18 protein-coding genes are annotated in these 15,811 nt (G+C 63.0%); 10 read left to right on the top strand and 8 right to left on the bottom strand.

Features of this window, described 5'->3' with window-relative positions; translation table 11 throughout:
- Window positions 1-2: 2 nt before the first annotated feature.
- From K3756_RS04270 to K3756_RS04260, 3 genes are read right to left on the bottom strand one after another with little or no spacing between them, the layout of a single operon-like run.
- A complete protein-coding gene (locus K3756_RS04270) occupies window positions 3-1,325 on the bottom strand; it encodes an MATE family efflux transporter (RefSeq protein ID WP_259991238.1) in 1,323 nt (440 codons plus the stop codon).
- Entirely contained in the window at window positions 1,318-1,830 is a 513-nt protein-coding gene (locus K3756_RS04265; protein ID WP_259991235.1) for a PaaI family thioesterase, read from the bottom strand. Before K3756_RS04265 ends, K3756_RS04270 begins: the two co-directional genes overlap by 8 nt.
- Entirely contained in the window at window positions 1,827-2,249 is a 423-nt protein-coding gene (locus tag K3756_RS04260; RefSeq protein WP_259991233.1) for a PaaI family thioesterase, read from the bottom strand. The genes K3756_RS04265 and K3756_RS04260 overlap by 4 nt, the downstream gene beginning before the upstream one ends.
- Window positions 2,250-2,364: 115 nt before the next feature.
- Between K3756_RS04260 and K3756_RS04255 the strand changes: the two genes are divergently transcribed.
- Window positions 2,365-2,751: a MerR family DNA-binding transcriptional regulator gene (locus K3756_RS04255; protein WP_259991231.1), complete on the top strand. Its 387-nt coding sequence runs from the start codon at window positions 2,365-2,367 to the stop codon at window positions 2,749-2,751.
- A 29-nt stretch (window positions 2,752-2,780) separates the two neighbouring features.
- On the opposite strand, the gene K3756_RS04250 is transcribed toward K3756_RS04255, so the two are convergent.
- Together K3756_RS04250 and K3756_RS04245 are read right to left on the bottom strand one after the other, a co-directional pair.
- Complete coding sequence (locus K3756_RS04250) at window positions 2,781-3,020, bottom strand: hypothetical protein (RefSeq protein WP_259991229.1); 240 nt, start codon at window positions 3,018-3,020, stop codon at window positions 2,781-2,783.
- Between the two features lie 76 nt (window positions 3,021-3,096).
- Complete coding sequence (locus tag K3756_RS04245) at window positions 3,097-3,837, bottom strand: LuxR C-terminal-related transcriptional regulator (protein WP_259991227.1); 741 nt, start codon at window positions 3,835-3,837, stop codon at window positions 3,097-3,099.
- A 221-nt stretch (window positions 3,838-4,058) separates the two neighbouring features.
- Between K3756_RS04245 and K3756_RS04240 the strand changes: the two genes are divergently transcribed.
- The 9 genes from K3756_RS04240 (at window position 4,059) to K3756_RS04200 (ending at window position 13,198) form a co-directional block, all read left to right on the top strand.
- The gene (locus K3756_RS04240; protein WP_259991225.1) at window positions 4,059-4,457 is read left to right on the top strand and encodes a MerR family DNA-binding transcriptional regulator; all 399 of its coding nucleotides are present in this window, start codon (window positions 4,059-4,061) and stop codon (window positions 4,455-4,457) included.
- An 89-nt stretch (window positions 4,458-4,546) separates the two neighbouring features.
- Complete coding sequence (locus K3756_RS04235) at window positions 4,547-6,328, top strand: acyl-CoA dehydrogenase C-terminal domain-containing protein (protein WP_259991223.1); 1,782 nt, start codon at window positions 4,547-4,549, stop codon at window positions 6,326-6,328.
- 59 nt (window positions 6,329-6,387) lie between these two features.
- Complete coding sequence (locus K3756_RS04230; RefSeq protein ID WP_259991221.1) at window positions 6,388-6,600, top strand: hypothetical protein; 213 nt, start codon at window positions 6,388-6,390, stop codon at window positions 6,598-6,600.
- Between the two features lie 25 nt (window positions 6,601-6,625).
- Complete coding sequence (locus K3756_RS04225; protein WP_259991219.1) at window positions 6,626-7,783, top strand: acyl-CoA dehydrogenase family protein; 1,158 nt, start codon at window positions 6,626-6,628, stop codon at window positions 7,781-7,783.
- A 151-nt stretch (window positions 7,784-7,934) separates the two neighbouring features.
- Entirely contained in the window at window positions 7,935-8,579 is a 645-nt protein-coding gene (locus tag K3756_RS04220) for a glutathione S-transferase family protein (RefSeq protein ID WP_259991217.1), read from the top strand.
- Window positions 8,580-8,614: 35 nt separating this feature from the next.
- Window positions 8,615-9,826, top strand: coding sequence for an acetyl-CoA C-acetyltransferase (locus K3756_RS04215; RefSeq protein ID WP_259991215.1), 1,212 nt, complete (start codon window positions 8,615-8,617; stop codon window positions 9,824-9,826).
- 1 nt (window position 9,827) lies between these two features.
- Entirely contained in the window at window positions 9,828-10,298 is a 471-nt protein-coding gene (locus K3756_RS04210; RefSeq protein ID WP_259991213.1) for a hypothetical protein, read from the top strand.
- A gap of 65 nt (window positions 10,299-10,363) precedes the next feature.
- On the top strand, window positions 10,364-12,568 hold the full coding sequence (locus tag K3756_RS04205) for a 3-hydroxyacyl-CoA dehydrogenase NAD-binding domain-containing protein (protein WP_259991210.1): 2,205 nt from the start codon (window positions 10,364-10,366) through the stop codon (window positions 12,566-12,568).
- A gap of 132 nt (window positions 12,569-12,700) precedes the next feature.
- Window positions 12,701-13,198: a lactoylglutathione lyase family protein gene (locus K3756_RS04200; RefSeq protein ID WP_259991209.1), complete on the top strand. Its 498-nt coding sequence runs from the start codon at window positions 12,701-12,703 to the stop codon at window positions 13,196-13,198.
- A gap of 82 nt (window positions 13,199-13,280) precedes the next feature.
- Here the strand turns inward: K3756_RS04200 and K3756_RS04195 are convergent, their stop codons facing one another.
- The 3 genes from K3756_RS04195 to K3756_RS04185 form a co-directional block, all read right to left on the bottom strand.
- Window positions 13,281-14,006: a Hint domain-containing protein gene (locus tag K3756_RS04195; RefSeq protein WP_259991207.1), complete on the bottom strand. Its 726-nt coding sequence runs from the start codon at window positions 14,004-14,006 to the stop codon at window positions 13,281-13,283.
- Window positions 14,007-14,122: 116 nt separating this feature from the next.
- Window positions 14,123-14,779 (bottom strand): sulfotransferase family protein, encoded by a 657-nt coding sequence (locus K3756_RS04190; RefSeq protein ID WP_259991205.1) that lies wholly within the window; start codon window positions 14,777-14,779, stop codon window positions 14,123-14,125.
- Complete coding sequence (locus K3756_RS04185; protein ID WP_259991203.1) at window positions 14,776-15,708, bottom strand: DMT family transporter; 933 nt, start codon at window positions 15,706-15,708, stop codon at window positions 14,776-14,778. Before K3756_RS04185 ends, K3756_RS04190 begins: the two co-directional genes overlap by 4 nt.
- Between the last annotated feature and the right edge of the window lie 103 nt (window positions 15,709-15,811).

Below are 15,811 nucleotides of genomic sequence, written 5' to 3'. Positions count from 1 at the left end.
CCTCAGACCGCCGCCGCCCGTTCCAGCGCGGGATACCGCGCACCCAGTGTGAGCCCACGGGCCACGAAGCTGATCAACATCGACAGCCACAACCCGTGATTGCCCAGCGTCGGGTACAGCACCGCCGCACACACCACATAGACCACGAAAGACACCGCCATCATGTTGCGCATGTCGCGGCTGCGCGTGGCGCCCACGAAAATCCCGTCCAGCATGAACGCAGCGCAGGCCACAGGGGGCAGGATGATCAGGTAGGGCAGGTAAATCCGCGCCGCGTCCCGCACGGCCTCTGCGGTGGTCATCGCGTCGATCACCGTTCCGCCGGCCACGGCAAACCCCGACGCCATCAGCATCGCCGCCCCCATGCCCCAGCCCGACGCCAGCACCGCCGCGCGCCGCAGACGGAGCCGTTGGCGCGCGCCCATGGCCTTGCCAACCAGTGCCTCGGCCGAAAACGCGAACCCGTCGAGCGCGTAGCTGGTGATCATCAGGAACTGCATCAAGACCTGATTGGCGGCCAGCGTCACATCCCCCTTGGCCGCCCCCATGAACATGAAGCTCACGAATATCGCCTCCAACAGCAGCGATCGGACCAGAATATCCCCGTTGACCGACATCATCCGCAGCCATCGGGCCCGCGCAAACACCTGCGCCCGGTCGCGCCATGCAGGCGTGGCGAATACGGCGCGGCAGAACCACAGGCCCAGCGCCAGACCGCTCCACTCGGCCAGAAACGTGGCAAAGGCCACGCCCTGCACACCCCAGCCCAGCCCGATCACGAACCACAGATCCAGCACGATGTTCAGCCCGTTCATCCACACTTGCAGCACCAGAACCGCCCGCGTGCGCTCCTGCGCGATCAACCAGCCGGTGATGCCGTAAAGCGCGATGGCGGCAGGCGCCGACCAGACGCGCACCGCCATGTACTGCCGCGCCAACGTCTCCACCTCGACACTGGCGGGCGACACGCGAAAGGCCGCCCAGAACAGCCCGGCCTGCGCGGCGATGATGACCACCCCCGCCCCCAGCCCGATCATCAAGGCACGGCTCAGCAGCGCTGCGACCTCGGCCCGGTCCCCCACGCCTTCGGCCTGCGCGGTCAAACCCACGGTGCCCATCCGCAAAAACCCGAATACCCAGTAGAACGCCGACAGGATCACGGCCCCGATGCCCACCGCCCCGATGGGGGCCGCGAGCCCCATATGGCCCACCACACCGGTATCGACCGCACCAAGGATCGGCACGGTCGCATTGGAAAGCACCACCGGCAACGCGATGTTGAGAACGCGGCGGTGCCCGAGCGGAGCGGTTGCGGCCTCAGCCACGCGGCTGGGGCATAACGAAATGTCCCATGGCCTGCGCAAAGGGGCGTTCGCGGTTGTCCTGCCAGCCCTCGACCTGCACGCTTGCATAGCGGCGGCCCGACCGGGTCACGCGGGCGCGGGCATAGGCGTCGCGCGGCAGACCGGTGCGCAGATAGTCCACCGTGAAATCCACCGTCTTGGGCAAGCGCGGCAAATCTTTGGGCGCTGCGCCTTCCAGATCCAGCTTGCCGGCTTCCAGATCGCTCCAGATAAACGCCCAGTTCAGCGTCATGACGGCTGTGACCTCCAGAAACGCCGCCGTGGCCCCGCCGTGCAGCGCCGGCAGGATCGGATTGCCGATCAGGCTGTCCTTGAAGGGCAGAATACCGGTCAGCTCATCGCCGCGGCGTTCGAATTCGATGCCCAGAAACCGGACATAGGGCACCCCGTCCAGCAACGCCCTCAGCGCCGCATCGCGGCGTTGCTTGATGACCTGCACGGGTTCGGGCTTGGGACGCGGGCTCACGGGCGGGCCTCCACGGTAAAGGCGCCGGTCGCGCAGGCCACGGGGTTTTGCGTATCCTCGTCCATCGCCACCGCCCGCACAAAGGCGACAGAGCGGGTCACATGATAACAGGTGGCATGGGCCGTCACGGTCTGCCCCGGTGTCGCGGCACGCATGTAATCAATGCGCAGATTGATGGTGGCCGTGCCCGCAGGGCTGGCGGGATGACACATCACAGCCGCGCCGCAACAGGTATCCATCAACGCCGACACCGCCCCGCCATGGATCACACCGGTGTTGGGATCCCCGATCAGATCGTCCTTGTAGGGCATCGCCATCCGCGCCTCGCCCTCTCCCATATCCAGCGGCACCATGCCCAGCATGACGCTGTGCGGCAGCGCCTCGATAAACTGGCGGGCCAGCTTGCTTCTCTCAGACATCGGCGCTCCTCTTCTGGTGCCTTTTACAACCCAGCCCGCCGCAAAGGGCAAGAGACCGTTGCACTTGGCCTGCCCAACTTTTAGGCTGGCTGCGAACTGAACCGAAAGGGAGCAGATGTCCGAAGCCAACCGCCTGACATTCAAGGAAATGTGCGCGAAGTTCGACGTGACACCCCGGACGCTGCGATACTACGAATATATCGAACTGCTGTCGCCCGACCGCGAAGGCCGCTCGCGCTACTACGGTGCGCGCGAACGGGCGCGCATGGAGCTGATCATGCGCGGGCGCACCTTCGGCTTTGCGCTCGAGGATATCCGCCAGTGGTTGCTGATTTACGAAAACGAAGGCACGCAGGCACAGATGCAGGCGTGGGTCGAACTGGCCGACGGGCAGCTGCGCGAACTGGCCGACAAGAAAAAGCAGCTCGACGAGGCGATGACAGAACTGCAACGCCTGCGCGATACAACCGCACAGGCGCTGGCAGATAAATCCGCAGACTGACACGCCCGCAAGGGCGCGCAGCACAATGACTAGCTGATATCGTCGGCGACGCGGCTCAGCTGATGCGACAGCGACAACAGCCGCTCGACCACATGGGTCGGCTGGTCCTGCGCCAGCTCGAATGCCGAAGTCTCGGCAATGGACGCGGCAGCGCGCAGATAGACACTGATCTCCGCAGTGCCTCCCATCCCGTCACCATCGTATTTTTTCGGCCTCATTCCAAGGGCTTGGCCGACGCTGCCCAGACGCTTGAGTTCCACAAGGCTCATTTTGCGCTCCATAGGCTTATTATTGATAGTTCAATCTTATGGAGCGCGCCCAGCGGGCGCATGTAGCGCAGGTACGTTACACAACTTCTGTACCATCCAGCAGCAGATGACCCCGTCGCAGCCCCTCGATCGCCGCGGCCGTACGGTCGTTGACCTCCAGTTTGTCAAACAGGCGCCGCATCACTGTATCGACCGTGTGACGCGAAATGCCAAGGATATCGGCGATCACGGGTGTGCTTTTGCCCCGCGCGATCCACCGCAGGATCTCCATCTCGCGCGGCGACAGGTGGCTGATGGCGGGATGGGCCTGTTCGCTGAGCGCGCACAACCGCATATGCGCCAGCTGCATGCCCGCGTGCCAGCCAAACAGTGTCTGCGCATCCGGTGCGCCGCCCGCGGGCCCCGGCCCCAGACAGACCGCCGCATTGCGCAGCTGCGGGCCAAAGACCCGCATGGAGGCACCGTCACCGAACTCCGATTGCGTCAGCGCGTGCAGGGTCGCTTCTTCGGCCCGCGTCACCCGCGCCTGCCGCGCCAGTGTCGACCACAAGAACGGCCCGCTCGCCTGCCGGATCAGCCGGTAGATCGGATCCTGGCTTTCGTTGACGCGCTGCGCGTGGCTGGCCTGCCATTGCTCCGACAGCCCATGGGTAAAGATTTGGTCGCTCTCCGACACAGTCGTGTTCTGGTCGTCACGTCGGTAGAAAATGCGCACCGCGCCCTGCGGCGCAAGATACGCCACCACCGCCGCCCATATTTCTTCGCGATCCTCGGATTGGGCACAGATCGTGCACAACCGCGTCAGGCTCTCCTGCATCGGATTGATCCTCTTTGATATTCATCTCGACCATTACGCTAGGGAAACCAAGGTACTACGCGTACAGAGCGCATTTCGGGCCCCTACGTCAAATGACAATCGCATGAAACACCTGACGCAGAAGTGACGTGGCGTTCTACTACGTAAACCAAACGCGATGTTGTAAACGGCTCCGATGGAACCCAGATCGGCTGCGTATCCGACACAGTCAAGAGAGCAAAATGAGCAACGATACCCTTACAATCCGCGAGATGTGCGACGCCTATGACGTCACACCACGCACGCTGCGATTTTATGAGGCAAAAGAGCTTCTGTTCCCGCTGCGTATTGGTCAGAAACGCCTGTTCACGAAACGTGACCGGGCCCGTCTGAAACTGATTCTGCGCGGCAAGCGCTTTGGCTTCAGCCTCGAAGAAATCCGTCAACTGCTGGACCTCTACTACAAGGGCGACCACCAGCTGACCCAGCTTGAACAAACCTATGATGTGGCCCGCAACCGTCTGGCCGACATGGAACAACAACGCGATGAGCTTGACGAAGCCATCAGCGACCTGCGCGATCAACTCAAATGGGGCGAGAAAATGATTTCCTCGCTCAGCCCTGCCCGCAAGGCAGGCTAGGCCGCGCGGCCTCGATACCTGTCTGCGCCCCGCCCAACCGGGGCGCGACACACCAAATAGACGAAACTGAAGACTTAGGGAGAGACTTCATGCCCACATACACCGCCCCCACAAAAGACCTGCAATTCGTGCTGCACGATGTGCTCAAGGTGACCGAAGCCAAAACCCCCGGCTACGAAGATCTGGAGCCCGATTTCACCAGCGCCATCCTCGAAGAGGCAGGCAAGCTGACCACCGAAGTGCTGGCCCCCCTGAACGTCTCCGGCGACAAGGAAGGCTGCCGTCTGGAGAACGGCGTCGTCTATACGCCCGCAGGCTTCAAGGACGCGTTCGAAAAGGTCAAGGAAGGCGGCTGGCCCGGTCTGGACATGCCCGAACAATACGGCGGCCAGAACATGCCGGCCGTGATCGGCTCAGCCGTGGGTGAAATGTTCTCTTCCGCCAACATGGCCTTCACCATGTACCAGGGCCTGACGCACGGGGCGGCCTCCGCCATCCTCGCACACGGCACCGACGCGCAGAAAGACACCTATCTGCCCAACATGGTCAGCTGCGACTGGACCGGCACCATGAACCTGACCGAACCGCACTGCGGCACCGATCTGGGCCTGATGCGCACCAAAGCCGTCCCGCAGGACGACGGCAGCTACAAGATCACCGGCCAGAAAATCTTTATCTCGTCGGGCGAGCATGACATGGCCGACAACATCATCCACCTTGTGCTGGCCAAGATCGAAGGCGGTCCCGAAGGCATCAAGGGCGTGTCGCTGTTCATCGTGCCGAAATTCATGGTCAACGAAGACGGCAGCCTGGGTGAACGCAACGGCGTTGCCGTCGGCTCCATCGAGGAAAAGATGGGCATCCACGGCAACTCCACCTGCGTGATGAACTACGACGACGCCAAAGGCTTCCTGCTGGGCACCGAGCACAAAGGCATGCGCGCGATGTTCACCATGATGAACGAAGCCCGCCTCGGCGTGGGCATGCAAGGCCTCAGCCAGGCCGAAGTCGCCTACCAGAACGCCGTGGCCTACGCCCACGACCGCCTGCAGGGCCGCGCCGTGACCGGAGCAGAAGCCCCCGAGAAAGCGGCCGACCCGCTGATCGTACACCCCGACATCCGCCGCTCGCTGATGGATCAGAAATCCTTTGCCGAAGGCGCCCGCGCGTTCATCCTGTGGGGGGCCACCATGATCGACGCCGCCCACCGGTCCGAGGACAAGGACGCCGACGGCCTCGTGTCGCTGCTGACCCCCGTGATCAAGGGCTTCCTGACGGATGTCGGCTACGACATGACCGTCAAGGCCCAGCAGATCTACGGCGGCCACGGCTACATCGAGGAATGGGGCATGTCGCAGTTCACCCGCGACGCGCGCATCGCCATGATCTACGAAGGCGCAAACGGCGTTCAGGCGCTCGACCTCGTGGGCCGCAAACTGGCGCAGGACGGCGGCAAGCACGTGATGGCCTTCTTCGATCTGGTCAAGGGCTTCTGCAAGGACAACGCCGGTCAGGATGCCGCCTACGACGCGGAATTCATCGAACCGCTCAAGGCGGCGTCGAAAGATCTGCAGGCGGCAGGCATGTACTTCATGCAAAACGGCATGAAGAACCCCAACAACGCGCTCGCAGGGTCCAACGACTTCATGCACATGTTCGGTCATGTGTGCCTTGGCCTGATGTGGGCGATGATGGGCAAAGCCGCGCGCGAAGCACTGGCCGCCGGGGCCTCCGACACCGCGTTCTACGAGACGAAGCTGGCAACGGGCCGCTACTACATGGCACGCCAGCTGCCCGCCACGTCGCTGCACCTCAAGCGGATCGAAACAGGCGCCGACACGGTGATGGCACTGGAAGCCGCCGCCTTCTGAGCACTAGGATGGGGCGGGCCAAACCCCCGCCCCATTGTTCCAAGCTGAAAGAGCGCGCCATGCCAAAACGTTTCCGCCTCACCCGCCGTTTCCCCGTCGCCATGACCGAGGACGGCTACCGCAGGCTCAAGAAATTCGCCGCGGACGCGGGGCTGGACGAAGGCGAGGCGCTCTCCTTTCTGTTCGAAAATTTCAGCTCCGTGATGAACGAGGAAAACCTGATCGCGCGACTGCGCCTGTTCAACGCGGAACTCGACGACCGCAAACGCTGATTGCGCCACTTGGGAGGGAGGCCAGATGAGAGATTTCGAAAGCACCACATCCACATGGATGAGCGAAGAGCATCGGATGATCGCCGATATGACGGCGAATTTCATCACCACCGAATGGGCGCCGCGTTTCGAGACATGGCGCAAACAGGGTGAAATGGACATCGGCACATGGGCCGAAGCAGGCGCACTCGGCCTGCTGTGCCCCTCGATCCCCGAAGAATACGGCGGCGCAGGCGGTGACTTCGGCCACGAAGCCGCGATCCTGATGGAAGCCTCCCGGGCCAACCTCGCGTCCTGGGGCCACGGCATCCACTCTGGCATCGTCGCGCACTACATCCTAGCCTATGGCTCGGAAGAGCAAAAACAGCGCTGGCTGCCAAAAATGGTCAGCGGTGAGCTGATCGGCGCGCTGGCGATGACCGAACCGTCAACGGGCTCCGACCTGCAAGCGATCAAGACAAAGGCGATCCGCGACGGCAACGCATACCGGCTGTCCGGGCAGAAAACGTTCATCACCAACGGCCAGCACGCAAACCTGATCATCGTCGCCGCCAAGACCGATCCCAAGGGCGGCTCCAAGGGTACCAGCCTCGTGGTGGTCGAAACCGATGGCGCCGAGGGCTTCCAACGCGGCCGCAATCTCGAGAAAATTGGCAAACACGCCTCGGACACGTCAGAGCTGTTCTTCGACAATGTCGAAATCCCGCCCGAAAACATCCTCGGCGGCACCGAAGGACAAGGCTTCTACCAGATGATGACACAGCTGCCGCAAGAACGGCTGATCATCGCCTGCGAAGCCGTCGGCGCCATGGAAGGTGCCGTGTCGCGCACGATCGAGTACTGCAAGGAACGCGAAGCCTTCGGCGGACCTCTGACCCAGTTCCAGAACACCCGCTTCAAACTGGCCGAATGCAAAACCAAAGCCACCGTCGCCCGCGCGTTCTTGGACCAGTGCATCGCCGATCACCTCCAAGGCGCCCTGAGCGTCGATCGTGCGGCGATGGCGAAATACTGGCTGACCGATACACAAGGCGACGTGCTCGACGAGTGTCTGCAACTGCATGGTGGCTACGGCTTCATGCAGGAATACGCCATTGGCGAAATGTGGGCCGACGCCCGCGTCCAGCGTATTTACGGAGGAACAAACGAGATCATGAAGGAGCTGATTGCGCGAAACCTTTAAGGGCGGCGCATGCTGCTGCCCGGGGGATTGAGTTTAAAGAGCAAGATGAAAGTCAATCGCTCTCCCTCCGGCACCCGCAACCTTTGCTTCATCTTGCCCATAAACTCATGCGGGGCCTGCCCCGCTCCGACATCAATAACGGGAGATACCGATGACGATTAAACTGCACTGCTTCGGCGAAAGTGGCCATTCCTACAAAGCGGCGCTGGCGTTGGAATTGTCGGGACTTGCATGGGAACCCGTTAAGATCGACTTCTTCGGCGGCGAAGGCCGCACGCCCGAATTCCGCGGGAACATGAACGTCATGGGCGAAGCGCCCGTGATGATAGATGGCGATGTGCGTCTCACCCAATCGGGCGTGATCCAGGATTATGTCGCCGAAAAATCCGGCAAATTCGGGGGTCGCGATGCAGACGAGAGGCGCGAGATCCTGCGCTGGATCCTGTGGGACAACCACAAGCTCAGCTCGATGGCCGGCGTCACCCGTTTCCTGATGAATTTCCTGCCCGAAGACAAGCAGCCCAAAGAGGTGATCGCCTTCAACCAATCCCGTCTGGCCGGCGCGTACAAGGTGCTCGATACGCATCTGGAGGGCCGTGACTGGATCGTCGGCGATGGGCTTACAAATGCCGATCTGACCTGCTGCGGCTATCTTTATTATCCCGAACCCTTCGGGTTCGAGCGCACCGACTATCCCAACATCGACGCCTGGCTTAGCCGTTTGTCGCAACAGGAGGGCTGGAAAGCCCCCTACGATCTCATGCCCGGCAGCCCCGCTGACCGCGCCCAAGCATAACTACAGCCCGTTGCGGGCACATAAGGAGACCCACCATGACCGAAGCCTATATCTATGACGCCCTGCGCACGCCGCGCGGCAAGGGTCGCAAAGACGGCAGCCTGCACGAAGTGACTGCCCTGCGGTTGAGCGCGCAGACGCTCAATGCCGTCAAGGAACGCAACAATCTCGAAGGCCACGCCGTCGAGGACGTCATCTGGGGCAACGTCACCCAGGTGATGGAGCAAGGCGGATGCCTTGCCCGGACGGCCGTGCTGGCGTCCGATCTGGATGAGCGTATTCCCGGCCTCGCCATCAACCGGTTCTGCGCCTCGGGCATGGAAGCGGTGAACCTCGCGGCCAACCAGGTGCGCGGCGGGGCCGGAATGGCCTATATCGCCGGTGGCGTCGAAATGATGGGCCGCGTTGCCATGGGCAGCGATGGCGCCGCGATTGCCGTCGATCCCTCGATCGCGATGGAGCAGTATTTCGTCCCGCAGGGCATCTCTGCCGACATCATCGCGACCGAATACGGCTTTACCCGCGACGACGCCGACCAACTGGCGGTCGCCAGCCAGCAGCGCGCGAAAAAAGCCTGGGACGAAGGCCGCTTTGACAAATCGGTCATCACCATCCGCGACCAGAACGGGCTCGCCATTCTGGACCACGACGAATACATGCGCCCGCAGACCGACATGCAAAGCCTCGGCAGCCTGAACCCCGCGTTCCAGCAGATGGGCGAAGTGATGCCGGGCTTCGACAAGGTCGCGCTGATGAAATACCCACACCTCGAGCGGATCAACCACATTCACCACGCCGGCAACTCGTCGGGCATCGTGGACGGGGCCGCGGCTGTGCTGATCGGCAACAAGGAATTTGGCGAAAAATATGGCCTCAAGCCTCGCGCGCGCATCCGGGCTACGGCCAAGATCGGGACCGATCCCACCATCATGCTGACAGGCCCCGTACCGGTGACCGAAAAAATCCTCGCCGACAACGGGATGGACATCAAGGACATCGACCTTTTCGAAGTCAACGAGGCCTTTGCCTCGGTCGTCATGCGCTTCATGCAGGCGTTTGATGTAGACCACGAGAAGGTCAACCCGAACGGCGGCTCCATTGCGATGGGCCACCCGCTGGGAGCCACCGGTGCCATGATCATCGGCACGCTGCTGGACGAGCTTGAGCGCGCCGACAAGGAAGTGGGCCTTGCCACCCTGTGCATCGCCTCCGGCATGGGCGCGGCCACCATCATCGAGCGCGTCTGACGTGTCAGAGGCTGCGCAGACCAACGCGGCGGCAGTGGCGATCTACCAGGATCTTCTGGACCGGATCGCCACGTCCTACAGCGCGGGCGACTTTGACGCCTACGCCCGGATGATCGCCGTCCCGCACGAAGTGTCGAGCTTCGGGCCCATCGCCCGGATCGAGACGCGGGCGGATCTGCGCAGGCTTTTTGACGACATCGTCACCTTCCAGAACACCAAGGCGGTCACGGACTACATCCGCACCTGCCTTGCCGCCCGCTTTGTCGCGGACGACCGGATCGAGGGGGTGCACGAGACGCGACTGCTGAGCGGCACGCAGGTGATCGAACAACCCTACCCGGTGCGGTCGATCCTGCGTCTGATCGACGGCAACTGGATGGTGTGCAGTTCGGACAATGCGCTGGAACCGGATGTGGGCCTTGGCCGCATCCTGGCCCGCAACGCGCAGGCCTCCGACGTGCCTGCCCCCTGAATAACACCGCCGGGGCGTCCACCGCGCCCCGCAACCGAACACATGAATGACGGGAGAGACCCCAAATGACCGATTTCACAATGACCACCGATGCCGACGGCATCGCAACCATCACCTGGGATGTCGAAGGCAAATCCATGAACGTGATGTCCTTCGAAGGGCTGACCGAACTGGAAGCAGCCGTCGATGAAGCGCTGGCCGACGACGCCGTCAAAGGCATCATCATCACCTCCGGCAAGGAAGGCTCCTTTGCCGGCGGCATGGATCTCAACCTGCTGGCCAAGATGAAGGCCGACGCGGGCGACGATCCGGCCAAGGGCCTGTTCGAGGGCACGATGAAAATGCACGCCCTGCTGCGCAAGATCGAACGCGCCGGGATGGACCCCAAGACCAACAAGGGCGGCAAACCCGTCGCCGCCGTTCTGCCCGGCACCGCCGCGGGCATCGGTCTGGAACTGCCGCTGGCCACGCACCGCATCTTTGCCGCCAACAACCCCAAGGCCCGCATTGGCCTGCCCGAAATCCTCGTCGGCATCTTCCCCGGCGCGGGCGGTACCACACGGATCGCGCGCAAACTGGGCGCGATGGCCGCATCGCCGCTGCTGCTGGAGGGCAAGATGATGGCCCCCGAGGCCGCCAAGAAGGCAGGCGTCATTGACGAGGTCAGCGATGATCCGATGGCCGCCGCGCGCGACTGGGTGCTCAACGCCAAAGACGCCGATATCCTCAAGCCGTGGGACGCAAAGGGCTACAAGATGCCCGGCGGCGCCCCCTACCACCCTGCCGGCTTCATGACCTTCGTGGGGGCCTCCGCGATGGTGAACGGCAAGACCAAAGGCGTCTACCCGGCGGCCAAGGCGCTGCTGTCTGCCGTCTATGAAGGCGCGCTCGTTCCCTTCGACACCGCGCTGAAGATCGAGGCCCGCTGGTTCACGTCCGTCCTGATGAACCCCTCCTCCTCGGCAATGATCCGGTCGCTGTTCCTCAACAAGGAAGCGCTCGAAAAAGGCGCCGTGCGCCCCGAAGGCGTGCCCGATCAGCGCGTCAAGAAACTCGGCGTGCTGGGCGCGGGCATGATGGGCGCGGGCATCGCGCTGGTGTCGGCACAGGCGGGCATCGAAGTGGTGCTTGTCGACCGCGATCAGGAAGCGGCCGACCGCGGCAAAGCCTACTCGGAATCCTTCATGGACAAGGGCATCGCGCGCAAAAAGGCCACTCCCGAGAAGAAAGAGGCCCTGCTCAACCTCATCACCGCGACCCCCGATCTCGATGCGCTCAAGGGCTGCGATCTGATCATCGAAGCGGTGTTCGAAGACACGGCCGTCAAGGCCGAGATGACCAAGAAGGTCGAGGCGGTGATCCCCGAGGATTGCATCTTTGCCTCCAACACCTCGACCCTGCCGATCACCGAATTGGCCAAGGCCTCCTCGCGTCAGGACCAGTTCATCGGCATCCACTTCTTCTCGCCCGTCGAAAAGATGCTGCTGGTGGAGATCATCAAGGGCGCAAACACCGGGGACCGGGCCGTGGCCAAGGCGCTCGACTACGTGCGCCAGATCCGTAAGACACCGATCGTGGTCAACGACGCGCGGTTCTTCTACGCCAACCGCTGCATCATCCCCTACATCAACGAAGGCGCGCGCATGATCACCGAAGGTGTCGTGCCGCAACTGGTGGACAACGCCGCCGAATTGCTTGGTTTCCCCGTGGGGCCGGTGCAGCTGACCGATGAAACCTCCATCGATCTGGGCGCGAAAATCGCCCGCGCGACGATGGCGGCGATGGGCGACGACTATCCCAAATCGGGCGCCGATGACCTGATCTTCTGGATGGAAGAAGAAGGCCGGCTGGGCCGCAAGACCAAAGCGGGCTTCTTCGACTACGACGAAAAAGGCAAGCGTCAGGGCTACTGGAAAGGTCTGGGTGAAAAATACCCCGCCGCCGAAACGCAGCCCGACCTGCAAGACGTGCAGGACCGTCTGATGTTCGTGCAGGTGCTCGAAGCGGTGCGTGCCCTCGAAGAAGGCGTGCTGATGGACATCCGCGAAGGTGACGTGGGCGCGATCCTCGGCTGGGGCTTTGCGCCTTGGTCCGGTGGCCCGCTCAGCTGGCTCGACATGATCGGCACGCCCTACGCGGCCGAACGCTGTGACGAGCTGGAAGCGCAATTCGGCGCGCGGTTCAAATGCCCCGACCTGCTGCGTGAAATGGCCGAAAAGAACCAGACGTTCTATGGCCGCTTCGGCCCCGAGGCGCAAAAAGCCGCCTGAGGCCTCCGCCCAACCACAACCTTTCAAAGGGGCGCGTCATGCGCCCCTTTTTCGTGTCACCGGCAAATGATCGAAAGACACGCCGCGTGCCCTAGCTTTGGATCAGCCATATCCCAAAGCAGGAGAAACCCAATGCCCCCCGCCCCGCGCAGCTTCAGCCACATCGGCCTGTCCGTTCCCGACGTCGACGCCGCCGCCAAATTCTACGCCGACGTTCTGGGCTTCTACACCATCATGCAGCCCACCGATGTGTTCGAGGACGACAGCGACATCGGGCGCATGTGCACGGATGTCTTTGGTCCCGGCTGGGGCAAGCTGCGCATCGCGCATATGGCCACCGCCGATCGCATCGGGATCGAATTATTCGAATTCGACGGCAACGCGGCACCGCAGGACAACATGGATTTCCGCCGCCACGGCACCTTCCACTTCTGCATCCAGGATCCCGATCTCGAAGGTCTGCTGGAAAAAATCGTCGCCGCGGGCGGCAAACAGCGGATGCCGGTGCGCGAATATTTCCCGGGCGAAAAACCCTACCGCATGGTCTATGTCGAAGACCCCTTCGGCATCGTTTTCGAACTCTATAGCCACAGCTACGAACTGACCTATTCTTCCGGCGCCTACAGCTGAGGCGCACGCAAAAAAGGGGCCACCGCAGCGGCCCCTTTTTCGTACCTGTGGGGGACAGGGTTATAGGATCAAAGTCACGCGATCAGCACGGGCGCGGGCGCGGCGCAGGGGCCTCAGCCGCCATCACCGCCTCCATCTGCATCAGGTCCAGCGCAATCGCATCGGATGCATCGGCATCCAGCACGGAATAGGTCGTGGGCGCCTGATCCAGAAACTTGTCCAGTGTCGACAAATCCCGCGGGCAGTGGATCAATGCGCCACCTTCGGCATAGATCACCTCGTCCGCGGCGAAATAGACCGCAATCAGCTCCACCCGACGCATCGGCTGGCGGCGCCGGATGCCGCGCAGACCGCACAGGCTATGCGCAGGCACGATCGCAAACGGATCGCCGAATGCGTCATCGGCCAGATCGCTCTCTATCATCACGCCTTGATCGGGCAGCAGATGCAGCTCTTCGCGATTGCCCAGCGCGTCGACCGGCACCACGACGGGCCACAGATGCTCTGCCACGTCCGGCGCATCGAGCCAGACATGGGCGCGGCGGATTTCGGTGATTTCCTGCATGCCGTGATCAAAGGTCAGCACCATGTCGCCCTTGGCCAGCGCATCAATCGCCCGCCATCCCAGATTGGACGCGACCCGCGTGCCGACCATCAACCCGTGGCTCAGCGACGCCAGTCCGCCATCATAGGCTCCGGTCAGTTCGACCGTGCGGCGGGTCTGCGGCTGTGACTTCGTTTTCCATCCAAACATCGTTTCCATCCCCATGGTGGGCAGCAGTGGCAGTGCTGCAATCGTTCGTTGCATCCAATTGGCGTGATTCTCTGGGCAGCGAATTGCCGGGAACAGGGCAGAATTGGGGCATTGTTATGGAAATGGTTTACAATATTGCGGGTTAACGCAGGATTACGACCGTTTCGCGATCAATCGACCTGATCAAAGCGGTAGCCGAACCGCGCGATGTCCTCGGCGCAGACCTGCGCCACCGTTTCGCGGGTCACCGGGTCATAGGCGGCGCGGTAGTCGCGCGGCGCACCGCTTCGGTTGCTCTGCGGCAGCGCCAGCTCGAACCCCAGATGCGCCTCGAGCGGGGCAACATCGCGCGCGAAATGCTCCAGCCGGATGAACAGATCGCACCGCTCGCGGCCCTGCGCATCGGTGACGTAGCTGCGGGCGGGTGATGCCGCGAACGACTGGCGTATCTCCGCGGCGTCCACGAATTGCGCAAAGGTCAATCGCCGCGCCAACCCCACGGCGTTATGTGCGAAACTCTGACCGCGCAGCCAGTGGTAATAGCTCAACATCCGCGCCCACGGATTGCGCACCATGGTAAACACAAACAGATCGGGCAGCTCCTCGGGGCGCACCAGCCCGTCCAGATCGGCCAGCGTCGCGTGCTTCCACAGACGGCCACGGGTCTGCACATCCTTTACCTTGTGACGGCGGTTGCGGGCCTTGGGCGTGTCGCCCAGCATGATGCAATCCTTCATCGCCCGCGCCTCCAGCGCCAGCGCCATCGACGTGCCGCCCGTCTTGGGCATGTGGATGAACAGATACCGGCGGCCGCGCGACAGGATCATGGCTCTGCGCGCACGGCCCGCACCGGCGCGCCCCCCTCCGAGCGCAGCGATATCACCGCTCCCGCCACCGCGATCAGGGCCATGCCCAGCAGCGCAAGCGGCCCGACCGCTTGGCCCCAGAACACCCAGGCCCAGAAGCTGGCAAACACCAGCAGCGCATATTCGAACACCGCAACATGCCCCGCCTCGCCCAGCAGGTAGCCGCGAAAAATCAGGCCGATGCCGATGATCGACCCCACCGCCTGCACCGCGATCCAGAACCACATCGCGCCGGTCAATGGCACCCATCCGCGCAATACGAAACCGGCAAATCCCTCGGGTCCGCCCGCCGGCATGACCAGCACACCGATTGCCCCGAACACCGCGAGCATACCGAAGAACCCCGCCGACAGGGCCACCGCCCCCTCGCCCTCGCACCAGATGCGCGTCACAACCGCACCCACCGCATACATCATCCCGGCCACCACCGGCAGAAACGCCACCGGATCAAGGTCGCGCGGATCGGGCTGGATCACCAGCACGGCACCCGCAAACCCGATCACCACCGCCGCCCAGCGCACCGGCCCCGGCCTGCGCCCCTGAAACACCACCGAAATCAGCAGCACGAACAGGGGGGCTGTGAACAACCCCGCCACAACCACGCCGATGGGCAGTACAGACAAACACCCGAAATAGATCAGCATCGCGCCCGCCGGGAACAGGCTCCGGCCCAGCACCGCCGCCCAGCGCTTGGGGCGGATGACCCCTACCCCCGCCGCGGCAAGCAGCGCCAGCAACGCCACCGCCAGACATCCGCGCAGCATGTGGAACTGCCACAACGATCCTGTCTCCGAAATGAACGGCACGAAATTGTCGGTGATGCCCAGCGCAAACATGCCCGCGATCACCGAAGCGGCCGCCGCACCTGCCCTGTTGCCCTGAATTTCCATTCGCCCGACCCTTCGCCGCACAATCGCAATTGCAATCCCTTGCGCCCTGCTTATCGTGAATTCTGATTTGGGCAACGCACTTTCGCCACCGGAGGAGATCGCC

This window comes from Sulfitobacter sp. S190, assembly GCF_025141935.1.
Lineage (GTDB): Bacteria > Pseudomonadota > Alphaproteobacteria > Rhodobacterales > Rhodobacteraceae > Sulfitobacter.
This window is presented reverse-complemented; position numbering and strand designations above follow the sequence as displayed.

Bases quoted from the DNA above. Each gene is read 5' to 3' on its own strand.
- K3756_RS04260 (WP_259991233.1), bottom strand. From the start codon at position 2,249: ATGTCTGAGAGAAGCAAGCTGGCCCGCCAGTTTATCGAGGCGCTGCCG.
- K3756_RS04255 (WP_259991231.1), top strand. From the start codon at position 2,365: ATGTCCGAAGCCAACCGCCTGACATTCAAGGAAATGTGCGCGAAGTTC.
- K3756_RS04250 (WP_259991229.1), bottom strand. From the start codon at position 3,020: ATGAGCCTTGTGGAACTCAAGCGTCTGGGCAGCGTCGGCCAAGCCCTT.
- K3756_RS04245 (WP_259991227.1), bottom strand. From the start codon at position 3,837: ATGCAGGAGAGCCTGACGCGGTTGTGCACGATCTGTGCCCAATCCGAG.
- K3756_RS04240 (WP_259991225.1), top strand. From the start codon at position 4,059: ATGAGCAACGATACCCTTACAATCCGCGAGATGTGCGACGCCTATGAC.
- K3756_RS04235 (WP_259991223.1), top strand. From the start codon at position 4,547: ATGCCCACATACACCGCCCCCACAAAAGACCTGCAATTCGTGCTGCAC.
- K3756_RS04230 (WP_259991221.1), top strand. From the start codon at position 6,388: ATGCCAAAACGTTTCCGCCTCACCCGCCGTTTCCCCGTCGCCATGACC.
- K3756_RS04225 (WP_259991219.1), top strand. From the start codon at position 6,626: ATGAGAGATTTCGAAAGCACCACATCCACATGGATGAGCGAAGAGCAT.
- K3756_RS04220 (WP_259991217.1), top strand. From the start codon at position 7,935: ATGACGATTAAACTGCACTGCTTCGGCGAAAGTGGCCATTCCTACAAA.
- K3756_RS04215 (WP_259991215.1), top strand. From the start codon at position 8,615: ATGACCGAAGCCTATATCTATGACGCCCTGCGCACGCCGCGCGGCAAG.
- K3756_RS04205 (WP_259991210.1), top strand. From the start codon at position 10,364: ATGACCGATTTCACAATGACCACCGATGCCGACGGCATCGCAACCATC.
- K3756_RS04200 (WP_259991209.1), top strand. From the start codon at position 12,701: ATGCCCCCCGCCCCGCGCAGCTTCAGCCACATCGGCCTGTCCGTTCCC.
- K3756_RS04195 (WP_259991207.1), bottom strand. From the start codon at position 14,006: ATGCAACGAACGATTGCAGCACTGCCACTGCTGCCCACCATGGGGATG.
- K3756_RS04190 (WP_259991205.1), bottom strand. From the start codon at position 14,779: ATGATCCTGTCGCGCGGCCGCCGGTATCTGTTCATCCACATGCCCAAG.
- K3756_RS04185 (WP_259991203.1), bottom strand. From the start codon at position 15,708: ATGGAAATTCAGGGCAACAGGGCAGGTGCGGCGGCCGCTTCGGTGATC.